The sequence below is a fragment of the Streptomyces glaucescens genome, assembly GCF_002154375.1.
GTDB lineage: Bacteria > Actinomycetota > Actinomycetes > Streptomycetales > Streptomycetaceae > Streptomyces > Streptomyces glaucescens.
Genome location: NZ_MUND01000527.1, coordinates 1 through 22,108 on the forward strand (window position 1 = coordinate 1; position 22,108 = coordinate 22,108).

At 72.3% G+C, this 22,108-nt stretch carries 21 protein-coding genes; 9 read left to right on the plus strand and 12 right to left on the minus strand.

Going from position 1 to position 22,108, the window contains the following annotated elements; genetic code table 11:
• A partial coding sequence (locus CCN42_RS30470) for a lactonase family protein (RefSeq protein WP_143662061.1) occupies window positions 1–323 on the plus strand: 323 nt, incomplete at its 5' end.
• Here the strand turns inward: CCN42_RS30470 and CCN42_RS30475 are convergent.
• The 11 genes from CCN42_RS30475 to CCN42_RS30525 form a co-directional block, all read right to left on the minus strand.
• A complete protein-coding gene (locus tag CCN42_RS30475) occupies window positions 291–1,028 on the minus strand; it encodes a DUF2470 domain-containing protein (RefSeq protein ID WP_211294827.1) in 738 nt (245 codons plus the stop codon). The two genes, CCN42_RS30470 and CCN42_RS30475, sit on opposite strands and share 33 nt — an antisense overlap.
• 107 nt (window positions 1,029–1,135) lie before the next feature.
• Window positions 1,136–1,966: a pentapeptide repeat-containing protein gene (locus CCN42_RS30480; protein WP_086740461.1), complete on the minus strand. Its 831-nt coding sequence runs from the start codon at window positions 1,964–1,966 to the stop codon at window positions 1,136–1,138.
• 36 nt (window positions 1,967–2,002) lie between these two features.
• Window positions 2,003–2,743 carry a PIG-L deacetylase family protein gene (locus CCN42_RS30485; RefSeq protein ID WP_086740463.1) on the minus strand — a complete coding sequence of 247 codons (741 nt, stop codon included), beginning with the start codon at window positions 2,741–2,743 and terminating at the stop codon, window positions 2,003–2,005.
• 22 nt (window positions 2,744–2,765) lie between these two features.
• Window positions 2,766–4,067, minus strand: a complete 1,302-nt coding sequence (locus CCN42_RS30490; RefSeq protein WP_086740465.1) for an alpha/beta fold hydrolase — start codon at window positions 4,065–4,067, stop codon at window positions 2,766–2,768.
• Between the two features lie 103 nt (window positions 4,068–4,170).
• Window positions 4,171–5,196, minus strand: coding sequence for a LacI family DNA-binding transcriptional regulator (locus CCN42_RS30495; RefSeq protein WP_086740466.1), 1,026 nt, complete (start codon window positions 5,194–5,196; stop codon window positions 4,171–4,173).
• A gap of 79 nt (window positions 5,197–5,275) precedes the next feature.
• Window positions 5,276–6,685, minus strand: coding sequence for a BNR repeat-containing protein (locus tag CCN42_RS30500; RefSeq protein ID WP_086740468.1), 1,410 nt, complete (start codon window positions 6,683–6,685; stop codon window positions 5,276–5,278).
• Window positions 6,686–6,699: 14 nt separating this feature from the next.
• Window positions 6,700–7,020, minus strand: a complete 321-nt coding sequence (locus tag CCN42_RS30505; protein ID WP_086171413.1) for an L-rhamnose mutarotase — start codon at window positions 7,018–7,020, stop codon at window positions 6,700–6,702.
• 25 nt (window positions 7,021–7,045) lie between these two features.
• The gene (gene rhaS, locus CCN42_RS30510; protein ID WP_086740470.1) at window positions 7,046–8,128 is read right to left on the minus strand and encodes a rhamnose ABC transporter substrate-binding protein; all 1,083 of its coding nucleotides are present in this window, start codon (window positions 8,126–8,128) and stop codon (window positions 7,046–7,048) included.
• Between the two features lie 63 nt (window positions 8,129–8,191).
• Window positions 8,192–9,199 carry an ABC transporter permease gene (locus tag CCN42_RS30515; RefSeq protein ID WP_086740471.1) on the minus strand — a complete coding sequence of 336 codons (1,008 nt, stop codon included), beginning with the start codon at window positions 9,197–9,199 and terminating at the stop codon, window positions 8,192–8,194.
• Window positions 9,192–10,232 carry an ABC transporter permease gene (locus tag CCN42_RS30520; RefSeq protein ID WP_086740473.1) on the minus strand — a complete coding sequence of 347 codons (1,041 nt, stop codon included), beginning with the start codon at window positions 10,230–10,232 and terminating at the stop codon, window positions 9,192–9,194. Before CCN42_RS30520 ends, CCN42_RS30515 begins: the two co-directional genes overlap by 8 nt.
• Entirely contained in the window at window positions 10,229–11,746 is a 1,518-nt protein-coding gene (locus CCN42_RS30525) for a sugar ABC transporter ATP-binding protein (RefSeq protein ID WP_086740475.1), read from the minus strand. Before CCN42_RS30525 ends, CCN42_RS30520 begins: the two co-directional genes overlap by 4 nt.
• A 229-nt stretch (window positions 11,747–11,975) precedes the next feature.
• On the opposite strand from CCN42_RS30525, the gene rhaI reads away from it, so the two are divergent.
• The 6 genes from rhaI (at window position 11,976) to CCN42_RS30555 (ending at window position 19,731) form a co-directional block, all read left to right on the plus strand.
• Window positions 11,976–13,136, plus strand: coding sequence for an L-rhamnose isomerase (gene rhaI, locus CCN42_RS30530; protein WP_086740476.1), 1,161 nt, complete (start codon window positions 11,976–11,978; stop codon window positions 13,134–13,136).
• A 114-nt stretch (window positions 13,137–13,250) separates the two neighbouring features.
• Window positions 13,251–15,290, plus strand: a complete 2,040-nt coding sequence (locus tag CCN42_RS30535) for a bifunctional aldolase/short-chain dehydrogenase (RefSeq protein ID WP_086740478.1) — start codon at window positions 13,251–13,253, stop codon at window positions 15,288–15,290.
• An 8-nt stretch (window positions 15,291–15,298) separates the two neighbouring features.
• Window positions 15,299–16,750, plus strand: coding sequence for a rhamnulokinase (locus tag CCN42_RS30540; RefSeq protein ID WP_086171408.1), 1,452 nt, complete (start codon window positions 15,299–15,301; stop codon window positions 16,748–16,750).
• Between the two features lie 106 nt (window positions 16,751–16,856).
• Window positions 16,857–17,612 (plus strand): (Fe-S)-binding protein, encoded by a 756-nt coding sequence (locus CCN42_RS30545; protein WP_086740479.1) that lies wholly within the window; start codon window positions 16,857–16,859, stop codon window positions 17,610–17,612.
• Window positions 17,609–19,087: a LutB/LldF family L-lactate oxidation iron-sulfur protein gene (locus tag CCN42_RS30550; protein ID WP_086740481.1), complete on the plus strand. Its 1,479-nt coding sequence runs from the start codon at window positions 17,609–17,611 to the stop codon at window positions 19,085–19,087. Before CCN42_RS30545 ends, CCN42_RS30550 begins: the two co-directional genes overlap by 4 nt.
• Window positions 19,084–19,731, plus strand: a complete 648-nt coding sequence (locus CCN42_RS30555) for a LutC/YkgG family protein (protein WP_086740483.1) — start codon at window positions 19,084–19,086, stop codon at window positions 19,729–19,731. Before CCN42_RS30550 ends, CCN42_RS30555 begins: the two co-directional genes overlap by 4 nt.
• A 52-nt stretch (window positions 19,732–19,783) precedes the next feature.
• On the opposite strand, the gene CCN42_RS30560 is transcribed toward CCN42_RS30555, so the two are convergent.
• On the minus strand, window positions 19,784–20,101 hold the full coding sequence (locus CCN42_RS30560) for a hypothetical protein (protein WP_086740485.1): 318 nt from the start codon (window positions 20,099–20,101) through the stop codon (window positions 19,784–19,786).
• A 138-nt stretch (window positions 20,102–20,239) separates the two neighbouring features.
• Between CCN42_RS30560 and CCN42_RS30565 the strand changes: the two genes are divergently transcribed.
• Window positions 20,240–21,097: an AAA family ATPase gene (locus tag CCN42_RS30565; protein ID WP_086740486.1), complete on the plus strand. Its 858-nt coding sequence runs from the start codon at window positions 20,240–20,242 to the stop codon at window positions 21,095–21,097.
• On the plus strand, window positions 21,094–22,108 hold a 1,015-nt coding region (locus tag CCN42_RS30570; RefSeq protein WP_086740488.1), incomplete at its 3' end, for a VWA domain-containing protein. The genes CCN42_RS30565 and CCN42_RS30570, both read left to right, overlap by 4 nt.

A 22,108-nucleotide genomic window follows, 5' to 3' on the forward strand; every position in this document is an offset into this window, starting at 1 on the left:
GGAGCGGGGTCACCAACTATCCGGCCCAGATCCTGGTGACCGCGGACGGACGCTACGCCTATCTCGCCAACCGGGGGCACAACAGCCTGGCCCGGTACGCGGTGGAGCAGGACGGTGCCCGGCTGCGCCTGCTGGGGACGGTGCCGGTGGCCGGCGACTTCCCCCGGCAGATCGCCTTCTCCCCGGACGGGCGGCTGCTGTTCGCGGCGAACCAGCGCTCCGGAACCGTCAGCGTCTTCCACGTGGACCGCGGGAGCGGCGCGCTGCGGCTCGCGGGCGAGCCGTTCGCCTCACCCGTCGCCGTCTGCGCGCTGCCGCTGTAGGGCGCGTGGGCAGCCGGCCGTGCTCGCCTGGGAGAGCAGCACGTGCATCCGCTCGGTGAGCTGCGCGACGTCGTCGGCGGGCCGGTGGAAGGCCAGGCGGACGTCGCCGTGGGTGCGGCGGCGTTCGATGCGCAGGGTCAGCCCGTGCCGGTCGACGGCGAGCGGCTGGACCCGCAGGGCGCCGTGCAGGCTGCCCGGCTCGACCAGGCGGGTGAGCCGTTCGACGGCGTCGGGGTGGGCATCGGCGAGGTGGGTCAGCAGCCGGGCCTCGGCCGTGGCCAGCGGGTCGGGCGCGGCGGCGGCGAACTCGTCGACACCGATCACCTCCGCACCGGCGGGTCTGTGCAGCACCACACGGCTGGGGTGGAAGGCGAGGCCGCCCTGCTCGACGGTGAACCAGCCGGAGAGCCACAGCCGGGTGCGGATCCGGTTGCGCAGCGGCACGGGCGCCACGTCGGCGAACTCCAGGACGGCGGACGGCTCGCCGCGCGGCGCGCAGATCGCGGCGGCGAGCAGGGCGCTGTCGTCGGGCACGCGCAGGACGAGCCTCCCGTCCTCCGTCACGGTGTGCGCGCCGATCAGCTCCTCGCGGACGCCTTCCGTGGCCACCGCGCACGACCAGGCGGCGGCCAGCACCGACCGGGCCCGTTCCGCCGCGGCGGGCGTGGCCGCCCAGACGTGACCGCCTGCCATCCCGTCACCCATCCGAATCCTCCTTAGGTAAGGCTCACCTAACCTATCGGAGATCAGGGTGTACGCCAACCACATCCGGCGAATGCCGGATCACTCGTGGGTCCGCGCGCAGGCGGCGCTCAGCCCGCCCCGGTCCAGTGCGCCGGGCGCGCCACCGACTCCGGCAGCCGGGTGCCCGGGCCGCCCCGCGCGGCGTTCACCTGGGGCTGGGTCAGGAAGAAGGCGCCGGTCAGGTCGGCGTCGGTGAGATCGGCGTCCCGCAGGTCGGCGCCGATCAGGTCCGCTCCCCGCAGATCCGCACCGGTGAGGTCCGCGGCGATCAGCCAGGCACCGCGCAGATTCGCGCCGCGCAGATCGGCGCCCTTGAGCCGGGCGCCCATCAGATCCGCGCCCCGGCGGTCCTTCTTCCGCCCGCGGATGCCCGCCCTGGCCAGCTCGCTGGTCTTCAGCAGCAGGACGTTGACCTCCTGCCGGTGCGCGGCGACGTCGAGCGCCGCGATCTCCCCGGGTGTCTGCCGGGTCAGTGCCTCGGTGCGCTCCCGGGCCCGGTCCAGCTCGGCACGGAGCGGACGGGCGGCGGGCAGCGTCAGGGCCTCCGTGAGGTACCAGAGCAGCTCGTGGAGCTGGCGGACGACCGGGAAGACGTCGAACATCCGGCGGGAGTGCTCCCGGGAGCCGCCGCGCCAGTCCTCGCCGCCGAAGACGACCTGCGAGACCTTCTGCCCCGCGCCGAAGCAGTCGTAGACCGTGCAGCCGGTGAAGCCCTTGGTGCGCAGACGGTCGTGGATGCCGCACCGGTGGTCGTCCCGGAGGTTGGGGCAGGGCCTGCCGGCCGGCTTGTCCAGGGCGAAGTCCGCCGAGGCGGCGAAGGGCAGAGCGACACAGCACAGCCCGAAGCAGTTGGCGCAGTCGCCGCGCAGCTCGGTCAGGTCGCCTTGGTGATCACGCATGCGCCCCAGCCTAATCGGGGGGCGGCAGGCGTCCGGTCAGCGGGTGAACAGCTCGAACGCCACCGCGGGCCACCCGCCGAACCGCTCCCCCGCCGCCCCGGTGGCCGAGGCCAGGAACTCCCGGACGTAGGTCTCCGGGTCCTGGTCGGTCAGGGCCTCGATGTACGCGCGGTGTTCCAGCAGCGAGCGCACCGCCGCCTCCAGGCCCGCCTCGGTCGCGGCCACGGCGTGGGTGGGGGTGGCGGAACCGGCGACGGCGACCCAGCGCACCCCGTCCCACGGCTCCAGGCCTTGCTCCACCAGCTCCGGGAAGATCCAGCGGTTCCCCGCGTCGGCGGCGGCGTCCAGGGTGGCGCGGCCGACGGCCACATGGTCCGGGGTGTTCCAGGCGACACCGCCCCAGGTGTCCCGGTGGTTGAGGGTGATCACCAGTTCGGGCCGGTGCCGGCGGATCGCGGCGGCGATGTCCCGGCGCAGCGCGGTGCCGTACTCGACGACTCCGTCCCGGTGGTCCAGGAACTCCACCGCGGACACCCCGACGACCGCCGCGCTCGCCCGCTGCTCCCGCTCGCGCAGCGGCGCCGCGTCCGCGGGGTGCAGTGTGTCGATACCCGCCTCGCCGCGGGTGGCCAGCACGTACGCCACCTCGCGGCCGGCCTCGGTCCACTGGGCGATGGCCGCGGAGCAGCCGTACTCCAGGTCGTCCGGGTGCGCGACGACCGCGAGGGCGCGGTGCCAGTCCTCGGGCATGGGCCGGAGTTCGGTGAGTTCGGTCATGATCGCAGGGTAGCGCCGTCGCTCACGCCTCGTCCCGGGTCAGCGCCAGCAGGCGGTCCAGGACGCGCGGGCCGCCCGCCCGGACCCCGTCGTGCTCGAACTCGTCGGTCACCCAGGTGCGCAGGCCGCGGATCGCGCGGGCCGTCTCCAGGGAGTGGGCGGTGTCGACGTACATGTCGTCGTGGTAGACGGCCGCGGCGACGGGGACCTCGTTGACGGCGAGGCGGGCCGGGTCGTACAGGCGCGGCCAGCCGGTGCGGGCGGCGAGGAGTTCGGCGGTCTCGCGCAGCGGGCGAAGCGCCGGGTCGGTCTCGAACATCCAGGGGTGGACGCACTCGCCGGTGAACAGCAGCGGCCCGTCGCCCGCGAGCGCCTTGGCGGCGTCGAACTGGGGGAACTCGGCGCGGACCCGCTCGGCGGCCCAGGCGGTGGGGCGCTCGTCCTGGCCGTAGATCGCCTCGTGAACGAGGGCGTACAGGGGGTGCCCGGCGTACGACAGCAGGGCCTGCGTCTCCTCCTGGAAGGCGTCGGAGAGCTCCGGTCCGTGCGGGGTGCGGACGAAGGCCTCCTCCAGCAGGAAGTGGAGGCGGTGGCTGCCCTCGCTGCCGCCGAGGAGGATGCCCAGGGACTGGAAGGCCTCGACGGTCAGCCGGTAGCCGTTCGGCAGGACCACGTCGCGGCTCAGCAGGTGGTCGGCGATCCGGCGGGCCCGCTCGACGTCCTGCGGGTAGCGGGCGTAGTGCGCGGTGACCTTGCGCTCGATGCGCGGGTAGGCGGCGCGGTAGACGTCGTCGGCGTGGGCGTCCAGGGAGGGCAGTCCGCCGGTGATGAGGGCGGCGGTCAGGCCCTCGGGAGCGGTGGACAGGTAGTTCACCGTGCAGAAACCGCCGAAGCTCTGGCCGAGGACGGTCCAGGGGGCGCCGCCGGTCACCTCGCGGCGCACCAGCTCGCAGTCCCGGACGATCGCGTCCGCGCGGAAGTGCGCCAGGTAGTCGGCCTGGGCCGCGGGCCCGCCGCGCAGCGGGAGGGTCTGCCGGTTGGCGGGGGTGGAGTGGCCGGTGCCCCGCTGGTCGAGCAGCAGGACGCGGAACTCCTTCAGGGCGCGGCCGAGCCAGGCCTGCCGGCCGACGAACCGGTTGGCGCCGAAGCCGGGGCCGCCCTGGAGGTAGAGCAGCCAGGGCAGTTCCTGGTGGGCCTTGTCACCGGCGACGACCTCGCGCGCGTACAGCTCGATCGTCTCTCCCGCCGGGTCGGCGTGGTCGAGGGGAACGGTGAAGCGGCGGTCGGTGAGGACGACGCCGGGCTGGCGGTAACTGGCGCTCAACGGGTCTCCCGGTGCGGACGGCGGGTGCGGATCGCGTCCCAGTTCAGCACATGTCCGGCCGCCCGGCGGGGCCGGGGATCATGAACGGTTGCTGAACGGCCGTTCAGCGGCCCGCCAGGCTGGAGCGGCGGACCACCAGCTCCGGCTGGAGGACCACCCGGCGGTGTTCGTGGGGACGGCTCGCCGTGTCCGACTCGGTCTCCTCCAGCAGCAGCTCGGCGGCGAGCGCGCCGAGGGTGACGGCGGGCTGCCGGACCGAGGTGAGCGGGACGGCCGCGGCGGCGGCGAACTCGATGTCGTCGTAGCCGACGATGGCGAGGTCGTCGGGGACGCCGACCCCGGCCGCGTACATGGCCTGCAGCACGCCGAGGGCGAGCAGGTCGTTGGCGCAGAACACGGCGGTCGGCCGGTCGGCGAGGCCGAGCAGGCGGGCGCCGGCGTCCCGGCCCGCGGCGACGTCGAGCCGTTCGGTGGGCAGTTCCCGCAGCGCCTCCGGGCCGAGGCCCGCCTCGGCGAGCGCGCCCAGCGCTCCGGTGCGGCGGTCGCGCACCTGGTTGAGGCCGGGCGGCCCGCTGACGTAGGCGATGGCCCGGTGCCCGGCGTCGACGAGGTGCCGTACGGCGAGCGCGCCGCCCGCCACGTCGTCGACGGAGACGGAGCACTCGGTGGTGCCCTCGGCGACCCGGTCGACCAGCACGAAGGGGATGCCGTGCCGGCGGAAGGCGGCGATGTTCCGCCCGGTCGCGTCGGCCGGGGTGAGCAGGACGCCGCGCACCCGCTGCTCGGCGAAGAGCGACAGGTACTCGGCCTCCTCGCCCGGGTTCTGGGCGCTGTTGCAGACCATCACGCCGAGCCCGGCCTCGCGGGCGGCGCGCTCGGCACCGCGCGCCACGTCGACGAAGAAGGGGTTGCCCATGTCGAGCACGAGCAGCCCCATGATGCGGCTGCGGCCCGCGCGCAACTGTCGCGCTGACTCGCTGCGGACGTAGCCGAGCCGGTCGATCGCGGACAGCACGCGCGCCCGGGTCTCGGTGGCGACCGTGTCCGGACGGTTGATGACGTTCGACACCGTGCCCACGGAGACTCCGGCGGCGCGGGCGACGTCCTTGATACCCACCGACTGGGCCATCAGGCAGGGACCTCCAGGGAGACGAGGGGCGGCGGGAAGGCCTTCACACTACCGTCCTGCCGCCCCGGAGCGACCTTGGTCACACGGGCAGGCGGAAGTCCGCGACGCGCAGCGCCGACGGGGTCGTACCGCTGGACTTCTCCTGGTACATCACGGACAGCACGCCGTCCTGCGCGATGCGGGTCTCGTCGACGACCACCTCGCCGAACGCGTTCAGTCCCGCCGCGTCGTACAGCAGTTTCCAGTCGGTGTGGCCGGAGGCCGCGGAGGCTCCGGCGATCCTGCCGTACGGGAGGACCGCGTACGCGTTGTCGTACCTGTCGAGGATCAGCCTGGTGCGCTGGCTGGAGTCGAGCGGGACGGGGATCTCGGTCTTCCGCCAGCCGCCGGTGGCGATTTTGCGGACGTGGAAGGCGCGGCCGTTGGCGGTGCGGTCCGCGACGTAGCCGGTGGTGCACTGGCCGAAGCGGCCGGGCACGTAGGAGATGATCGCGTGCGGCCGGCCCGCGGAGTCGGTGAACTGACTCTCCTGGTTCATCAGGGAATGATCGGGGTTCAGCGGATCCACGACCAGACCGGTGTCGGTCACGGAGACCCGGTCGGCGCCGCCGGTGACACCGACGACCGTGCCCGCGTCGTTCCGCCAGGTGCGCCCGCGGTCGTCGGACCAGACGTAGCCGGTGTCGTGGTTGGTGATGCCGCCGCTCGCGCACATCACCGCGCCGTCCTGCTCCCGCCAGGTGAAGAAGGCGTGCAGCCGGCCGCCCCGGTCGTAGTCGATGCCGTGCAGGTACATGTTGCGGGCGGTGGAGGAGCCGTGCTCACTGCGGTACGTGCCCGTGGAGCTGGTCCACTCCCCCAGCGCCGTCCACCGAGTGCCGTCGTACTCGGCGAGGGCGTTGCGGCCGTTGCCGGAGACGCCGGCGCGGTAGCTGAGCTGGAGCCTGCCCTCGGGGGTGGTGATGAACTGCGGGTAGGTGAACCGGGAGGTGAGGGCGAGCCCGTCGAGTGTGGACTGCGGCGCCCCGAAGCGGCTCGCCGTCCAGCTGAGGCCCGCCGGGTCGTCCATGAGTCCGGCGACGGACTTGACGTAGGTGAAGCCGTCGCTGTGCGAGTCCATGTTGAGGTGCAGCCGGCCGTCGATCTCGGAGACGCCCATGGAGATGACGTTGTGGGAGTCGTCGTAGCGCAGGGTGTGGCCGGCCTTGACCGTCTGCCAGGTGCTCGCGCCGAGGGCGCGGCGCCCGATGACGGCGTTGCGGTCGGCGGTGTACCAGACCGCGTACTGGTATCCCTTGTAGGTCAGCAGCCCGTTCTTCTGGAACGAGTTGTTGTTGACCAGGCCGTCGTAGGAGACGAAGTAGATCGCCCGGCCGTCGAGGGTGGTGGTGCCCGTGCGGGTGACCGAGGGGCCGGGCGCGGCGGCCCGCGCGACGCCGGGGGCCGCCGCGGCCGCCAGGGCGGTGGCGAGCACGGTACGTCTTCTCATGGGAACCCTCCGGGTCAGGCGAGGTGGAAGACCTCGGTGAGCGGCTTCATCGCCTCGTCGGGACGGGCGCCGTCGAGGGACTCGAAGAAGGGGGCCATCTCCGCCTGCCAGCGGGCGTTGACGTCCGTGGCCTCCATTCCGGCGAGGGCTGCCGCGAAGTCCTCGGTCTCCAGGTAGCCGACGAGCAGGCCGTCGTCGCGCAGGAAGAGCGAGTAGTTGTGCCAGCCGGTGGCCGAGAGCGCGTCGAGCATCTCCGGCCACACGGCGGCGTGACGTCGGCGGTACTCGGCGATCTTGTCCTGGCGGACCTTGAGCAGGAAACAGACGCGCTGCATTACCACTCCTGGTGGGTGAGGGGGATCAGAAGGCGAAGTCGTCGATGTTCTCCGCGTCGAAGACGGTCGGCTTGCCGAGACTGATCACGCCGTCCTCGCCGATGGTGAACTCGCCCATCGGTCCGGCGGTGAAGGTCTCGCCCTCCTTGCCGGTGATCTGCCCGGAGGCCAGCGCGACGGCGGTGCGCGCGGCCAGTTCGCCCAGCTTGGCCGGGTCCCACAGCTCGAACGCCTCGACGGTGCCGTTCTTGACGTACTTGCGCATGTCGTTGGGGGTGCCCAGACCGGTCAGCTTGACCTTGCCCTTGTACTTGGAGCCCGACAGGTACTGGGCGGCGGCCTTGATGCCGACGGTGGTCGGGGAGATGATCCCCTTCAGGTTCGGGTACTCCTGGAGCAGGCCCTGGGTCTGCTGGAAGGACTGCTGGGCGTCGTCGTTGCCGTAGGCGATCTCGACGAGCTTCATGTCCTTGTACTTGGGGTCCTCGAGTTCGTCCTTCATGAACTCGATCCAGGTGTTCTGGTTGGTGGCGGTCTGCGCGGCGGACAGGATCGCGATCTCGCCCTTGTAGCCGATCTGCTCGGCGAGCAGCTGCACCTCGGTGCGGCCCAGGTCCTCGGCGGACGCCTGTGAGACGAAGGCGTTGCGGCAGTCGGGCTTGGTGTCCGAGTCGTAGGTGACGACCTCGATGTCGTTGCTCATGGCCTGCTTGAGCGCGGTGCACAGGGCGCCCGGGTCCTGCGCGGAGACGGCCATGGCGTCGACCTGCTGCTGGGTGAGGGTGTTGACGTACGAGACCTGGCTGGAGGTGTCGGTGGCGCTGGACGGCCCGACCTCCTTGTAGCCGGACCCGAGTTCCTTCAGCGCCTTCTCGCCGCCCTTGTCGGCGGTGGTGAAGTACGGGTTGTTGACCTGCTTGGGCAGGAAGCCGACGGTGAGGCCCTTCTTCAGCTCGGCGTTCGGATCGGCCTTGCCGGCGGCGGCGGCCTGCCCGCCCTCGTTCTTCACGTCCTCCTTGGTGGTACCGCCGCAGGCGGTGACCGCGAGGGCGAGCGAGGTGACGGCGGCGAGAGCGGCACAGCCGCGGCGGAGGGACGACTTGCGCATGGCAGGTTCCTTTCGACGGGGGGGAAGTGGACGTTCTTTCAGGGGCGCGGGGGAACTGCGCGATCAGCCCGGGACGGCCGGCTGGCCGGTGGACTGCGCACGCACGACGGCGATCTGCCGCGCCACCCGCGGCCCGAGCACGGACAGCACCAGCAGCACACCGGTGACGACGATCTGCGACTGCGCCGACACGTCCTGGAGACTCATCACGTTCTGCAGCGCACCGAGCAGGAAGACACCCGCGATCGCCCCGCCGAGCGTCCCCTTGCCCCCGTCGAAGTCGATTCCGCCGAGCAGCACCGCGGCCACGACGGAGAGTTCCAGCCCGGTTGCGTTGTCATAGCGCGCACTGGCGTAGTGCAGAGCCCAGAACACCCCGGTGAGCGAGGCCATCAGCCCGGTCACGGTGAATAGGATCAGCTTCTGCCGCTTCACGCGCAGGCCCGTGAACCGCGCCGCCTCCTCGCTCGCGCCGATCGCGAACAGGGACCGCCCGAACGGTGTGGCGTGCAGCGCCACCACGGCGATGGCCAGCAGCACCAGGAAGGGCAGGAAGGCGTACGGGAGGAACGTGTCGCCGATGCGCCCGGACGCGAAGTCCAGGTACTGGGCGGGGAGGTCGGTCACCGCGTCGGAGCCCAGCACGATCTGCGCGATGCCCCGGTAGGCGGCGAGGGTGCCGATGGTGACGGCGAGGGACGGCAGCCCCAGCCTGGTGACGAGCAGGCCGTTGACGAGGCCGCAGACCACGCCGAGCAGCAGGCACAGCGGAATGATCGTCTCGATGGCCATGCCCTGGTTCCACAGGGCGCCCATCACGGCGCCGGACAGCCCGGCGGTGGAGGCGACGGAGAGATCGATCTCGCCGGAGACGACGAGCAGCGTCATCGGCAGCGCGATCAGCGCGATGGGCAGCGTGTTGCCGATCAGGAACGACAGGTTCAGCGCGTTGCCGAAGCCGTCGACGAAGGTGAACGAGAACAGCAGCAGGACGATCAGCAGGGCGCCGACGGCCGAGTCCCACCTCTTCAAGGCGGACCACCGCACCGCGCGCGTCAGGGACTCAGGCATGGCGGACGTTCCTCTTCTTCAGGGCCGAGGCCACCCGCAGCGCCACGATCCGGTCGACCGCGATGGCGAGGATGAGCAGGATGCCGTTGATCGCGAGCACCCAGACGGAGCTGACGCCGAGGGCGGGCAGCACGCTGTTGACGGAGGTCAGCAGCAGCGCGCCGAGCGCGGCGCCGTAGACGCTGCCGGAGCCGCCGGTGAAGACGACACCGCCGACGACGACCGCGCTGACCACGGTGAGTTCGTAGCCGTTGCCGGTGCCGGAGTCGACGTTGCCGAAGCGGGCCAGGTAGAGGGCTCCGGCGAGTCCGGCGAGCGCCCCGCAGAAGGTGTAGGCGGCCAGGATCCGCTTGCGCACGGGGATGCCGGCGAGCCGGGCGGCCTCGGGGTTGGAGCCGAGCGCGTACAGCTCCCGGCCGCTTCCGTAGTGCTTGAGGTAGTACCCGGTCGCGACCAGCACCGCGAGGGCGATCAGCGCGAGGTACGGCACGGCGAAGATGCCGCCGGAGCCGAAGTCCACGAAACCGCCGGGCAGGTCGGCCGCGGTGATCTGGCGGGAGCCGACCCAGATGGAGTCGATGCCGCGGATGACGTAGAGCGTGCCGAGGGTGACGACCAGCGCGGGGACCTGGCCGAGGCTGACGAGCAGGCCGTTGAGGAGGCCGAAGCCGACGCCCGTCAGGACGGCGAGGAGGACGGCGACGACGGAGCTGCCGCCGCCCTGGAGGCAGGTGCCGGCGGCGAAGGCGCTGATGCCGAGCGTCGAGCCGACGGACAGATCGACGTTGCGGGTGATGACGACCAGGGACTGGCCGGTGGCGACCAGGACCAGGATGGTCGCGTTCAGCAGCAGGTCCTTGATGCCCTGTTCGGACAGGAACTCGCTGTTGCCGGCCTGGGTCACGGCGATCATCACCAGGAAGACGGCCAGGATGGCGAGTTCGCGCATCCTGAGGACGCGGTCGACCAGTCGGGTGCCGTCCGGCTCGGACACGTCCGGTGCGGGGGCTTGCTGAGGGGCGGTGGCGGTCACGCTGCCGCCCTCCCCGTGGCTGCGGCCATCACGGTTTCCTCGGTGGCGTCGGAGCGCGGGATCTCGGCGGTCAGCCGGCCCTCGTGCATCACCAGCACGCGGTCGGCCATGCCGAGGATCTCGGGCAGGTCGGAGGAGATCATCAGGACGGCCACGCCGTCCGCGGCCAGCTCGCTGAGCAGCCGGTGCACCTCGGCCTTGGTGCCGACGTCGATGCCGCGGGTGGGCTCGTCGACGATCAGCACCTTGGGGCGGGTGGCCAGCCACTTGGCGAGGACGACCTTCTGCTGGTTGCCGCCGGAGAGCGTGGACACGGCGTCGGCGATCCGGGCGTACTTCACCTGGAGCTTCACCGCCCAGTCGAGGGAGCGGCTGCGTTCGGCGCCGCGGTCCACGAGGCCCGCCCTGACGGTCGTACGAAGACCCGTGAGGCCGATGTTGCGCTCGATGGACATGTTCATCACCAGGCCCTGGGCGCGGCGGTCCTCGGGAACGAGGGCGAGTCCGGCGGCCATGGCGGTGGACGGGGCGCCGTTCGCCAGGGGCCTGCCGTCCACGGTGACCTCGCCCGCGTCCCAGCGGTCGACGCCGAAGACGGCGCGGGCGACCTCCGTGCGTCCGGCGCCGACGAGTCCGGCGAGGCCGACGATCTCCCCGCGCCGCACCTCGAAGGAGACGTCGGTGAAGACGCCCTCACGGGTGAGCCGGCGGACACTCAGCGCCACCTCGCCCGGCGCCACGTCCTGCTTCGGGTACAGCTCGTCGAGGTCGCGGCCGACCATCCGGCGGACCAGGTCGTCCTCGGTCATCCCGGCGAGGGATTCGCTGCCGATCCAGGCGCCGTCGCGCAGGGTGGTCACCTTCTGGCAGATCTCGAAGATCTCCTCCAGCCGGTGGGAGATGAAGAGGACCGCGGCGCCCTGTTCCCGCAGGGTGCGCACCACGCCGAAGAGGCGGGCGACCTCGCTGCCGGTGAGCGCGGCGGTCGGCTCGTCCATGATCAGGACGCGCGCGTCGAAGGAGAGTGCCTTGGCGATCTCCACGATCTGCTGGTCGGCGATGGACAGTCCGCGGGCGGGGCGGTCGGGGTCGAGGTCGACGCCGAGGCGCCGCATCAGGGCGGCGGTCGCGGCGTGGGTGGCCTTGTGGTCGATCCGGCCGAGGGTGCGTCTGGGCCGGCGGCTCATGAAGATGTTCTCGGCGATCGACAGGTCGGGGAAGAGCGTGGGTTCCTGGTAGATCACGGCGATCCCGGCGTCGCGGGCGTCACCGGGGCCGTGGAAGACGACGGGCGCGCCGTCGAGCAGCACCTGGCCGGCGTCCGGACGGTGCACTCCGGCGAGCGTCTTGATGAGGGTCGACTTGCCCGCGCCGTTCTCCCCGGCGAGGGCGTGGACCTCGCCGGGGAACAGCTCCAGGGACACCTCCCGCAGGGCGCGTACGGCGCCGAAGGACTTGGAGATGCCCTGGAGCGCCAGCACCGGGATCTGCCCCGGGTCGGACGGGTGGGTCATGGGGAACTCCTCGACGACGCGGTGCGTCGTGAAAGGTTTCAACTGGGTTGCCGGGACGTTAGGCGGGGCAGCCATGTCACGTCAATGGGTCCGTGTCGAAAAAGTTTCGATAGTCAAAGGTCACCGCGAGGTCACAGAGAGCCGGGTTGGTCAGAGCGCTTGACACCCCTTCGGGCGACTCATAGCTTGCCGTTCTGAATCGTTTCATTGAATCGGTAGGAGCCCAGCAGTGACCGATGTCGCCGCGGTGAAAGCCGCGCTGAAGACCCAGGCCGTCGAGACGCCGTCATGGGCGTACGGGAACTCCGGGACCCGCTTCAAGGTGTTCGCGCAGGCGGGCGTGCCCCGCGATCCGCGCGAGAAGCTGGACGACGCGGCCAAGGTGCACGAGTTCACCGGAGTCGCGCCGACCGTCGCCCTGCACATCCCCTGGGACAAGGTCGACGACTACGCGGCGCTCGCCGAGCACGCCGCGGAACGCGGGCTGAGACTGGGCGCGATCAACTCCAACACCTTCCAGGACGACGACTACAAGCTGGGCAGCATCTGCCACCCGGACGCCGCGGTGCGCCGCAAGGCCGTCGACCACCTGCTGGAGTGCGTCGACATCATGGACGCCACGGGCTCCGCCGATCTGAAGCTGTGGTTCGCCGACGGCACGAACTACCCCGGCCAGGACGACATCCGCGCCCGCCAGGACCGGCTCGCCGAGGGCCTCGCGGAGGTCTACGAGCGGCTCGGCGAGGGGCAGCGGATGCTGCTGGAGTACAAGTTCTTCGAGCCGGCGTTCTACACGACGGACGTCCCGGACTGGGGCACGGCGTACGCCCACTGCCTGAAGCTGGGCCCGAAGGCGCAGGTCGTGGTCGACACCGGGCACCACGCGCCGGGCACCAACATCGAGTTCATCGTGGCCACGCTGCTGCGCGAGGGGAAGCTCGGCGGGTTCGACTTCAACTCGCGGTTCTACGCCGACGACGACCTCATGGTGGGGGCGGCGGATCCGTTCCAGCTGTTCCGGATCATGTACGAGGTGATCCGCGGCGGCGGATTCACCCCCGACGTGGCCTTCATGCTCGACCAGTGCCACAACATCGAGGCGAAGATCCCGGCGATCATCCGGTCGGTGATGAACGTGCAGGAGGCGACGGCGAAGGCGCTGCTCGTCGACCGCGACGCCCTCGCCGCCGCCCAGCGGGCCGGTGACGTGCTGGAGGCCAACGCGGTGCTCATGGACGCGTACAACACCGATGTGCGGCCATTGCTGCGGGAGGTGCGGTCGGAGATGGGGCTCGCCGAGGACCCGATCGCCGCGTACCGGGCGTCGGGGTGGGCCGAGAAGATCGCCGCGGAGCGGGTCGGCGGGCAGCAGGCCGGTTGGGGGGCGTGAGCGTCTGCCGGGTTCTGTCGTCTTCGGACTGCGGGCCGCAAGTGGCCGGTCGCGCAGTTCCCCGCGCCCCTGAGCGCGTCGCCGTCACCCTCCGTTGAAAAGGACTGGACAGTCATGGCTCCTCATCCCCAAGCCGCCGCTCTGCTCGCCCGATCGCATCGGCTCGGATCCGATCCCCGGAACACCAACTACGCCGGCGGCAACGCCTCCGCGAAGGGCACCGACACCGATCCCGTGACGGGGGGTGAAGTGGAGCTGATGTGGGTGAAGGGCTCCGGGGGTGATCTCGGCACGCTCACCGAGGCGGGGCTCGCCGTGCTGCGGCTGGACCGGCTGCGGGCACTCGTCGACGTGTATCCGGGTGTCGAGCGCGAGGACGAGATGGTCGCCGCGTTCGACTACTGCCTGCACGGCAAGGGCGGGGCGGCGCCCTCCATCGACACCGCGATGCACGGGCTCGTCGACGCCGCGCACGTCGACCATCTGCACCCGGACTCCGGGATCGCGCTCGCCTGTGCCGCCGACGGGGAGAAGCTGACCGCCGAGTGTTTCGGGGACAGCGTGGTGTGGGTGCCGTGGCGGCGGCCCGGGTTCCAGCTCGGACTGGACATCGCCGCGGTGAAGGAGGCGAACCCGCAGGCCATCGGGTGCGTCCTGGGCGGGCACGGGATCACGGCGTGGGGTGCCACCGCCGAGGAGTGCGAACGCAACTCGCTGCACATCATCCGCACCGCCGAGACGTTCCTCGCCGAGCGGGGGAAGGCCGAGCCGTTCGGGCCCGTGGTCGAGGGGTACGAGCCGCTGGGCGAGGCGGAGCGGCGGGAGCGGGCGGCGGCGCTGGCACCGTACGTGCGTGCCGTCGCCTCGCAGGACCGGCCGCAGGTCGGGCACTTCGACGACAGTGACGTGGTGCTGGACTTCCTGGCGCGGGCCGAGCATCCGCGGCTCGCCGCGCTCGGCACCTCCTGCCCCGACCACTTCCTGCGGACGAAGGTCCGTCCGCTGGTCCTCGACCTGCCGCCGACCGCCCCGCTGGACGAGGCGATCGCGCGGCTGCGCGAGCTGCACGCGGCGTACCGCGAGGAGTACGCCGCCTACTACGAGCGGCACGCCGAGCCCGGTTCCCCCGCGATGCGCGGCGCCGACCCGGCGATCGTGCTGGTCCCGGGCGTCGGCATGTTCAGCTTCGGCAAGGACAAGCAGACCGCGCGGGTGGCGGGCGAGTTCTACGTCAACGCCATCAACGTGATGCGCGGCGCCGAGGCGGTGTCGGCGTACGCGCCGATCGAGGAGTCGGAGAAGTTCCGGATCGAGTACTGGGCGCTGGAGGAGGCCAAGCTCCAGCGGATGCCGAAGCCGAAGGCGCTGGCCACCCGGGTGGCGCTGGTGACCGGCGCGGGCAGCGGGATCGGGCGGGCGATCGCGCACCGGCTGGTCGCCGAGGGCGCGTGTGTCGTCGTCGCGGACCTGAACGCGGACAACGCGGCGGCGGTCGCGAAGGAGCTGGGCGGGCCGGACAAGGCGGTCGCCGTGACCGTCGACGTGACCTCCGAGGAGCAGATCGCCGAAGCGTTCAAGGCGGCGGTGCTGGCCTTCGGCGGCGTGGACCTCGTCGTCAACAACGCCGGGATCTCCATCTCCAAGCCGCTGCTGGAGACCTCCGCGAAGGACTGGGACCTCCAGCACGACATCATGGCCCGCGGCTCCTTCCTGGTCTCGCGGGAGGCGGCCCGGGTGATGACCGCGCAGGGGCTGGGCGGCGACATCGTCTACATCGCCAGCAAGAACGCCGTGTTCGCCGGCCCGAACAACATCGCCTACTCCGCCACCAAGGCCGACCAGGCGCACCAGGTGCGGCTGCTCGCCGCCGAGCTGGGCGAGCACGGCATCCGCGTCAACGGCGTCAACCCGGACGGCGTGGTGCGCGGCTCGGGCATCTTCGCGGGCGGCTGGGGCGCCCAGCGCGCGGCCGTGTACGGGGTGCCGGAGGAGAAGCTGGGCGAGTTCTACGCCCAGCGGACGCTGCTGAAGCGCGAGGTGCTGCCGGAGCACGTGGCGAACGCCGTGTTCGCGCTGACCGGCGGGGACCTCAGCCACACCACCGGTCTGCACATCCCGGTCGACGCGGGCGTCGCCGCCGCCTTCCTGCGGTGAGCGCGCTCGTGAAGTCGTACGCCGCGGTCGACCTCGGCGCGTCCAGCGGACGCGTCATGGTCGGCCGCGTCGGCCGGCACGAACTGGAGCTGACCGAGGCGCACCGCTTCCCCAACCGGCCCGTGCGGCTGCCGGAGGGGCTGCGCTGGGACGTGCTGGCGCTGTACTCGGGGATCCTCGACGGGCTGCGGGCGGCGGGTACCGCCACCGGCGGCCGGCTGGACTCCGTCGGCATCGACAGCTGGGCCGTCGACTACGGGCTGCTGGACGCGGACGGGGCGCTGCTCGGCAACCCGGTGCACTACCGGGACACCCGGACCGAGGGCATCGCGGAGTCGGTGTGGGCGACGGTGCCCGCCGCGGAGCTGTACGCGGCTACCGGATTGCAGTACGCGCCGTTCAACACCCTCTACCAGCTCACCGCCGCCCGTTCGTGTGCGCAGTTCGCGCACGCCAAGCGGCTGTTGCTGATCCCGGACCTGATGGCGTACTGGCTCACCGGCGAGCAGGGCACCGAACTGACCAACGCCTCCACGACCCAGCTCGTCGACCCCCGCACCGGGGACTGGTCGTACGACGTGGCGGCGCGGCTCGGCATCGACCTGAGCCTGTTCGCGCCGCTGCGCCGGCCCGGTGACCCGGCGGGCGTGCTGCGGACCGAGGTGCTGGAGGAGACGGGGCTCACCGGGCCGGTTCCGGTCACCGCGGTCGGCTCGCACGACACCGCCTCCGCGGTGGCGGCCGTACCGGCTACCGGGGAGCGGTTCGCCTACATCTGCACCGGTACCTGGTCGCTCGCCGGTCTGGAGCTGACCGCGCCCGTGCTGACCGAGGAGAGCCGCGCCGCCAACTTCACCAACGAACTGGGGCTGGACGGCACGGTCCGCTACCTGCGGAACATCATGGGGCTGTGGCTGCTCCAGGAGTGCGTGCGGGCGTGGGGCGAGCCGGACCTGGGCGAGCTGCTGCGCGCGGCGGCCGTCGTACCGACGCTGCGGTCCGTCGTCGACGCGGGGGACGCGGCGTTCCTCGCGCCCGGGCGGATGCCGGAGCGGATCGCGGAGGCCTGCCGGGCGTCGGGGCAGCCGGTGCCCGAGACGCCCGCCGAGATCACCCGGTGCATCCTCGACTCCCTCGCTCTCGCCCACCGGCGGGCGGTCGAGGACGCGCAGCGGCTCGCCGGAACATGCGCCGACGTCGTCCATGTGGTCGGCGGCGGCGTGCGCAACGCGCTGCTGTGCCAGCTGACCGCCGACGCCTGCGGGCTGCCGGTGGTGGCGGGCCCGACCGAGGCGGCGGCCCTCGGCAACGTGCTGGTGCAGGCGCGCGCCCATGAACTCGTCGGCGACCGCGCCGACATGCGCCGGCTGCTCACCCGCACCCAGCCACTGACCCGCTACGAGCCGCGCGGCGACACGGCCCGCTGGCGGGCGGCCCAGGAGCGGCTCGCCGCGCGCTGACCGTCCCGGGGTCCGGCCCGTCGACGTGCCGGGCCGGACCTCCTGCCCTCCCCGTGACCCCCGCACTACCCTGCCCTCATCCGATGATCGACCCCGAGGAGCCGCGATGCGTGTCGCTCTGTTCCTGACCTGTGTCAACGACACGCTCTATCCGGACACCGGACGTGCCGTGGTGAAGCTGCTGACCAGGCTGGGCGTGGAGGTCGACTTCCCGATGGCGCAGACCTGCTGCGGGCAGGCCCACTACAACACCGGCTACCGGCACGAGGCGGAGCCGCTGGCACGGCATTTCGCCGAGGTCTTCGGACCGTACGAGGCGATCGTGACGCCGTCCGGGTCGTGCGGGGCGATGGTGCGGGAGCTGTATCCGCGGATGGGCGAGCGGGCCCGGGCGGAGGGCCGCGGCGAGTCGCTGGCCGCGACGCTGGCGCCGGTGGTGCCGAGGACGTACGAGCTGACGGAGTTCCTGGTGGACGTGCTCGGGGTGACGGACGTCGGCGCGTACTACCCGCACACGGTGACCTACCACCCCACCTGTCACGGGCTGCGCGGACTCGGCCTCGGCGACCGGCCGCGGCGGCTGCTGGAGGCGGTGAAGGGACTGGAGCTGGTGGAACTGCCGGGCGCTGAGGAGTGCTGCGGCTTCGGCGGCACGTTCGCGCTGAAGAACGCCGACGTCTCCGCGGCGATGGGCGCCGACAAGGTGCGCAACGCGGAGTCGACCGGCGCCGAGGTGCTGTGCGCGGCCGACAACTCCTGCCTGATGCACATCGGCGGCACCATGGGCCGGCTGCGGTCCGGCATGCGCCCGGTGCACATCGCGGAGATCCTGGCGAGCACGGAAGAGGAGCCCCTGGCATGAGCGGAACGTATCTCGGCATGCCGGCCTTCCCCGCGGCGGCGCGGGAGGCGGTGGGCAATCCCACCCTGCGCGGCAATCTGCGCCACGCCACCCACACGATCCGCGCCAAGCGGGCCAAGGCCGTCGCCGAGGTCGAGGACTGGGCCGAGCTGCGCGAGGCCGGGAAGCGGATCAAGGACCACACGCTGCGCCACCTCGACACCTACCTGGAGCGGCTGGAGGAGTCGGTCACCGCCGCCGGGGGCGTCGTCCACTGGGCCGCGGACGCCGAGGAGGCCAACCGGATCGTCACCGCACTGGTCAAGGCGACCGGGGAGTCGGAGGTCGTCAAGGTCAAGTCGATGGCCACCCAGGAGATCGGGCTGAACGAGGCCCTGGAGGCGGCGGGCATCCGCGCCTACGAGACCGACCTCGCCGAGCTGATCGTGCAGCTGGGCAAGGACCGCCCGTCGCACATCCTGGTCCCGGCCATCCACCGCAACCGCGGCGAGATCCGCGACATCTTCCGCGACGAGATGGCCGCCTGGGGCCGCCCCGCCCCGGAGGGCCTGACCGACACCCCCGCCGAACTCGCCGAGGCGGCGCGCCTGCACCTGCGGGAGAAGTTCCTGCGCGCCAAGGTCGGCATCTCCGGCGCCAACTTCATGGTCGCGGAGACCGGCACGCTGGTGGTCGTGGAGTCCGAGGGCAACGGGCGGATGTGCCTGACCCTGCCGGAGACGCTGATCTCGGTGGTCGGCATCGAGAAGATCGTGCCGGCCTGGCGGGACCTGGAGGTGTTCCTGCAGACGCTCCCCCGCTCCTCGACGGCCGAGCGGATGAATCCGTACACGTCGATGTGGACCGGCACCACGGACGAGGACGGGCCGGGCACCTTCCACCTGGTCCTGCTCGACAACGGCCGCACCGACACCCTCGCCGACGAGGTCGGCCGTCAGGCCCTGCGCTGCATCCGCTGCTCGGCCTGCCTGAACGTGTGCCCGGTGTACGAGCGGGCGGGCGGGCACGCCTACGGCTCGGTCTACCCCGGCCCGATCGGCGCCATCCTCAGCCCCCAACTGCGCGGCACGGGAAGCGAGATCGATGCCTCTCTGCCGTACGCGTCGTCGCTGTGCGGCGCCTGCTACGAGGTGTGCCCGGTCGCCATCGACATCCCCGAGGTGCTGGTGCACCTGCGGGAGCGCGTCGTCCAGGGCGGCCCGGTCACCCGGGCGGGCAACAAGGTGGTGCTGCGGCCCGCGAAGGGCCACGCGGCCGAGCGGGCGGCGATGCGGGCGGCGCGCTGGGCGTTCGGCCGTCCGGGCGCACTGCGCACCGGCCAGCGGCTGGCGTCCCGCACCCGGCGCTTCCACCCGCGCACCCTGCCGGGGCCGGGCCGGGCATGGAGCGCGACCCGGGAGCTGCCGCCGGTGCCGGCGGAGCCGTTCCGGGACTGGTGGCAGCGTACGCACGGTGGAGAGGCCGGTGGGAAGTGAGCAGCAGGGAACGGATCCTGGGACGGGTGCGGCGCGCGCTGGCGGATGTGCCGGGCGACGACACCCCCTACGAGCGGGCGGTCGTCCGTGACTACCTGCGCGAGCACGGCGGACGCACCGTCGACGAGACGGTGGACCTGCTCGCCGAGAATCTCGCGGACTACCGGGCGATCGTGCACCGGTGCGCGGCGGGCGAACTGCCGTCGCTGATCGCCGCGTTGCTGTCCGGGCGCGGCGCGCGGACGGTGCTGGTGCCGCCCGGTCTGGATCCGGGCTGGCTCGCCGCGGCCGGGGCCGAGCGGATCCCCGACCGGGCGGAGTCGGATCCCCACGAGCTGGACCGGGTCGACAGCGTGGTCACGGCGTGCGCGGTGGCGATCGCCGAGACCGGCACGATCGTGCTGGACGGCGGCCCCGACCAGGGGCGCCGCCGGATCACGCTCGTGCCGGACCACCACATCTGTGTGGTGCGGGTCCCGGACCAGGTGGTGTCGTCCGTCCCGCAGGCCCTCGGACGACTTGACCCGGTGCGCCCGTCGACGTGGATCTCCGGCCCGTCGGCGACCAGCGACATCGAACTGGACCGGGTGGAGGGCGTGCACGGGCCGCGCACCCTGGAGGTGGTCCTGGTGAGCGGGCGATAGGCGGCCCACCGCGCGCCCGGCGGCTCCCGCCGCGGTCCCGCGCCCGCCGGGTTCAGACGGCGCTCGGCAGATGGCGCGCCGCGGCGTCGCCGGCCATCGCCCGCAGTCTCGCGAAGTAGGACGCGCCGTACTCGTCGCCGATCAGTGGCAGGACCTTGTCCAGGCCCGCGATGCACCGCCAGAGCATGGCGACGCCCGCGTCGTCGAGCCGGCCGTCGAGCTCCCGCTCGGCCAGGACGGCGACATCCACGTCGAGGAGGATCAGCTCCACGCCTTCGATGTCCACGCCCCGGAAACCCGGCGGGTAGGGGGCGTTGCGGTGCTCCGCGCACAAGCGGGCGAGCCGGTCGCCTTCGTGTCGTTCGGTCATTCCCGTGATCATGCCTGATGGGCAGGGCGCGGCCGGACGCGGGCGGTGCGGCAGGCGGAGGGTCGTGAAGGCGTGACAGGTGCGGTGAACAAGCGCTTAGATAGGTGGCCGGTTACCGACGCCGATCTGGAGGCCCTGGTGTTCACTTCCGTCGACGACGTCTCCGCCCGCCTCGCCGAGACCGGTTACCTGGCCTCGCCGTCGGTCGCCACCACCGTCTTCCTCGCCGACCGCCTGGGCAAGCCGCTCCTCGTCGAGGGGCCCGCCGGGGTCGGCAAGACCGAACTGGCCAAGGCGGTGGCCCAGGTCGCGGGGGCACGGCTGGTGCGTTTGCAGTGCTACGAGGGAGTCGACGAGTCGCGGGCGCTGTACGAGTGGAACCACGCCAAGCAGCTGCTGCGGATCAGCGCCGGACGGGACGAGACCTGGGACGAGACCCGCACGGACATCTTCGCCGAGGAGTTCCTGCTGCCGCGCCCGCTGCTCACCGCGATCCGCGGCGACGACCCGAAGGTGCTCCTGATCGACGAGACCGACAAGGCGGACGTCGAGGTGGAGGGCCTGCTGCTGGAGGTGCTCAGCGACTTCCAGGTCACCGTCCCCGAACTGGGCACGATCACCGCGACCCGCCGCCCCTTCGTCGTCCTCACGTCCAACGCCTCCCGGGAGCTGTCCGAGGCGCTGCGCCGCCGCTGTCTCTTCCTGCACATCGGCTTCCCCGAGGAGGAGCTGGAGCGGCGGATCGTCCGGCTGAAGGTGCCGGGGATCGACGCGGCGCTCGCGGAGTCCGTCGTGCGCGTGGTGGGGGCGCTGCGGGCGATGGACCTGCGGAAGGTGCCCTCGGTCGCCGAGACCATCGACTGGGCCCGCACCCTGCTCGCGCTCGGCGCGCACACCCTCGACGAGACCGTCGTACGCGACACCCTCGGAGTGGTGCTCAAGCACCAGGACGACGTCCTCAAGGCGGCCGCCAAGCTCGACCTGGACGCGGTGTGACGGCGGCGGCCTCCGATGTCGCGGCCCGGCTGGCCGGCTTCGTGGCCGCGCTGCGCGGGCACGGGGTGCGGATCGGCACCGGTGAGACGGTGGACGCGGCCCGGGCGGTCGAGGCGCTGGGGTTCACCGACCGGGAGCTGCTGCGGGAAGGGCTGGCCGCCACCCTGCTGCACACCGCGGACCAGCGGCGGGTGTTCGACCCGGTCTTCGACCTGTACTTCCCGCGCGCCGTCGGCGGGCCGGAGAAGGGCGACGCGGACGGCCCGGCCGACCGGGAGGAGCTGCGCGACCGCATCGCGGCGGCGCTCGCCGCGGGCGATGTCACGCTGCTGGAGCGGCTGGCGGCGGAGGCGGTCGACGGCTTCGGCGGATACGGCGGTTCACCCGGTTCGGACGGCTGGTCGGCGCACCAGACCCTCGACCGGCTGCGCCCGCAGACCCTGCTCGCCCGGGTCCGGGACACGGTGCGGGCGGGCGACGGCGGCTCCGGGTTCGCCGGCCGGCTGCTGGACGACGAGATCCGGCGGCGCATCGAGGTCTTCCGCGGGCAGGTCGCGGCGGAGGCGCGGCGCCGGGTCGCCGAGCGGCGCGGGCGCGACGAGATCGCCCGGCGGGCGGTGGCGCCGACCCCCGACCGGATCGACTTCCTGTACGCGGGGCAGGACCGGCTCGCCGAACTGCGCCGCACGGTGCGGCCGCTCGCCCGCAAGCTGGCCACCCGGCTCGCCGCCCGGCGCCGGCGGGCCGCCCGGGGGAGCATCGATCTGCGGCGGACCCTGCGCGGCTCGCTGTCGACCGGCGGCGTGCCGATCCGGCCGGTGCTGCGCCGGCGCCGCCCCGTCCGTCCCGAACTCGTGCTGCTGTGCGATGTGTCGGGCTCGGTGTCCGGGTTCTCCGACTTCACCATGCTGCTGGTGCAGGCACTGCACGACCAGTTCTCCAAGGTGCGGGTGTTCGCCTTCGTCAACCGGATCGACGAGGTGACGGGGCTGCTGGAGCGCGGCGCGGCCG

Bases quoted from the DNA above. Each gene is read 5' to 3' on its own strand.
- CCN42_RS30475 (WP_211294827.1), bottom strand. From the start codon at position 1,028: ATGGGTGACGGGATGGCAGGCGGTCACGTCTGGGCGGCCACGCCCGCC.
- CCN42_RS30480 (WP_086740461.1), bottom strand. From the start codon at position 1,966: ATGCGTGATCACCAAGGCGACCTGACCGAGCTGCGCGGCGACTGCGCC.
- CCN42_RS30485 (WP_086740463.1), bottom strand. From the start codon at position 2,743: ATGACCGAACTCACCGAACTCCGGCCCATGCCCGAGGACTGGCACCGC.
- CCN42_RS30495 (WP_086740466.1), bottom strand. From the start codon at position 5,196: ATGGCCCAGTCGGTGGGTATCAAGGACGTCGCCCGCGCCGCCGGAGTC.
- CCN42_RS30500 (WP_086740468.1), bottom strand. From the start codon at position 6,685: ATGAGAAGACGTACCGTGCTCGCCACCGCCCTGGCGGCCGCGGCGGCC.
- CCN42_RS30505 (WP_086171413.1), bottom strand. From the start codon at position 7,020: ATGCAGCGCGTCTGTTTCCTGCTCAAGGTCCGCCAGGACAAGATCGCC.
- rhaS (WP_086740470.1), bottom strand. From the start codon at position 8,128: ATGCGCAAGTCGTCCCTCCGCCGCGGCTGTGCCGCTCTCGCCGCCGTC.
- CCN42_RS30515 (WP_086740471.1), bottom strand. From the start codon at position 9,199: ATGCCTGAGTCCCTGACGCGCGCGGTGCGGTGGTCCGCCTTGAAGAGG.
- CCN42_RS30525 (WP_086740475.1), bottom strand. From the start codon at position 11,746: ATGACCCACCCGTCCGACCCGGGGCAGATCCCGGTGCTGGCGCTCCAG.
- CCN42_RS30535 (WP_086740478.1), top strand. From the start codon at position 13,251: ATGGCTCCTCATCCCCAAGCCGCCGCTCTGCTCGCCCGATCGCATCGG.
- CCN42_RS30545 (WP_086740479.1), top strand. From the start codon at position 16,857: ATGCGTGTCGCTCTGTTCCTGACCTGTGTCAACGACACGCTCTATCCG.
- CCN42_RS30550 (WP_086740481.1), top strand. From the start codon at position 17,609: ATGAGCGGAACGTATCTCGGCATGCCGGCCTTCCCCGCGGCGGCGCGG.
- CCN42_RS30560 (WP_086740485.1), bottom strand. From the start codon at position 20,101: ATGACCGAACGACACGAAGGCGACCGGCTCGCCCGCTTGTGCGCGGAG.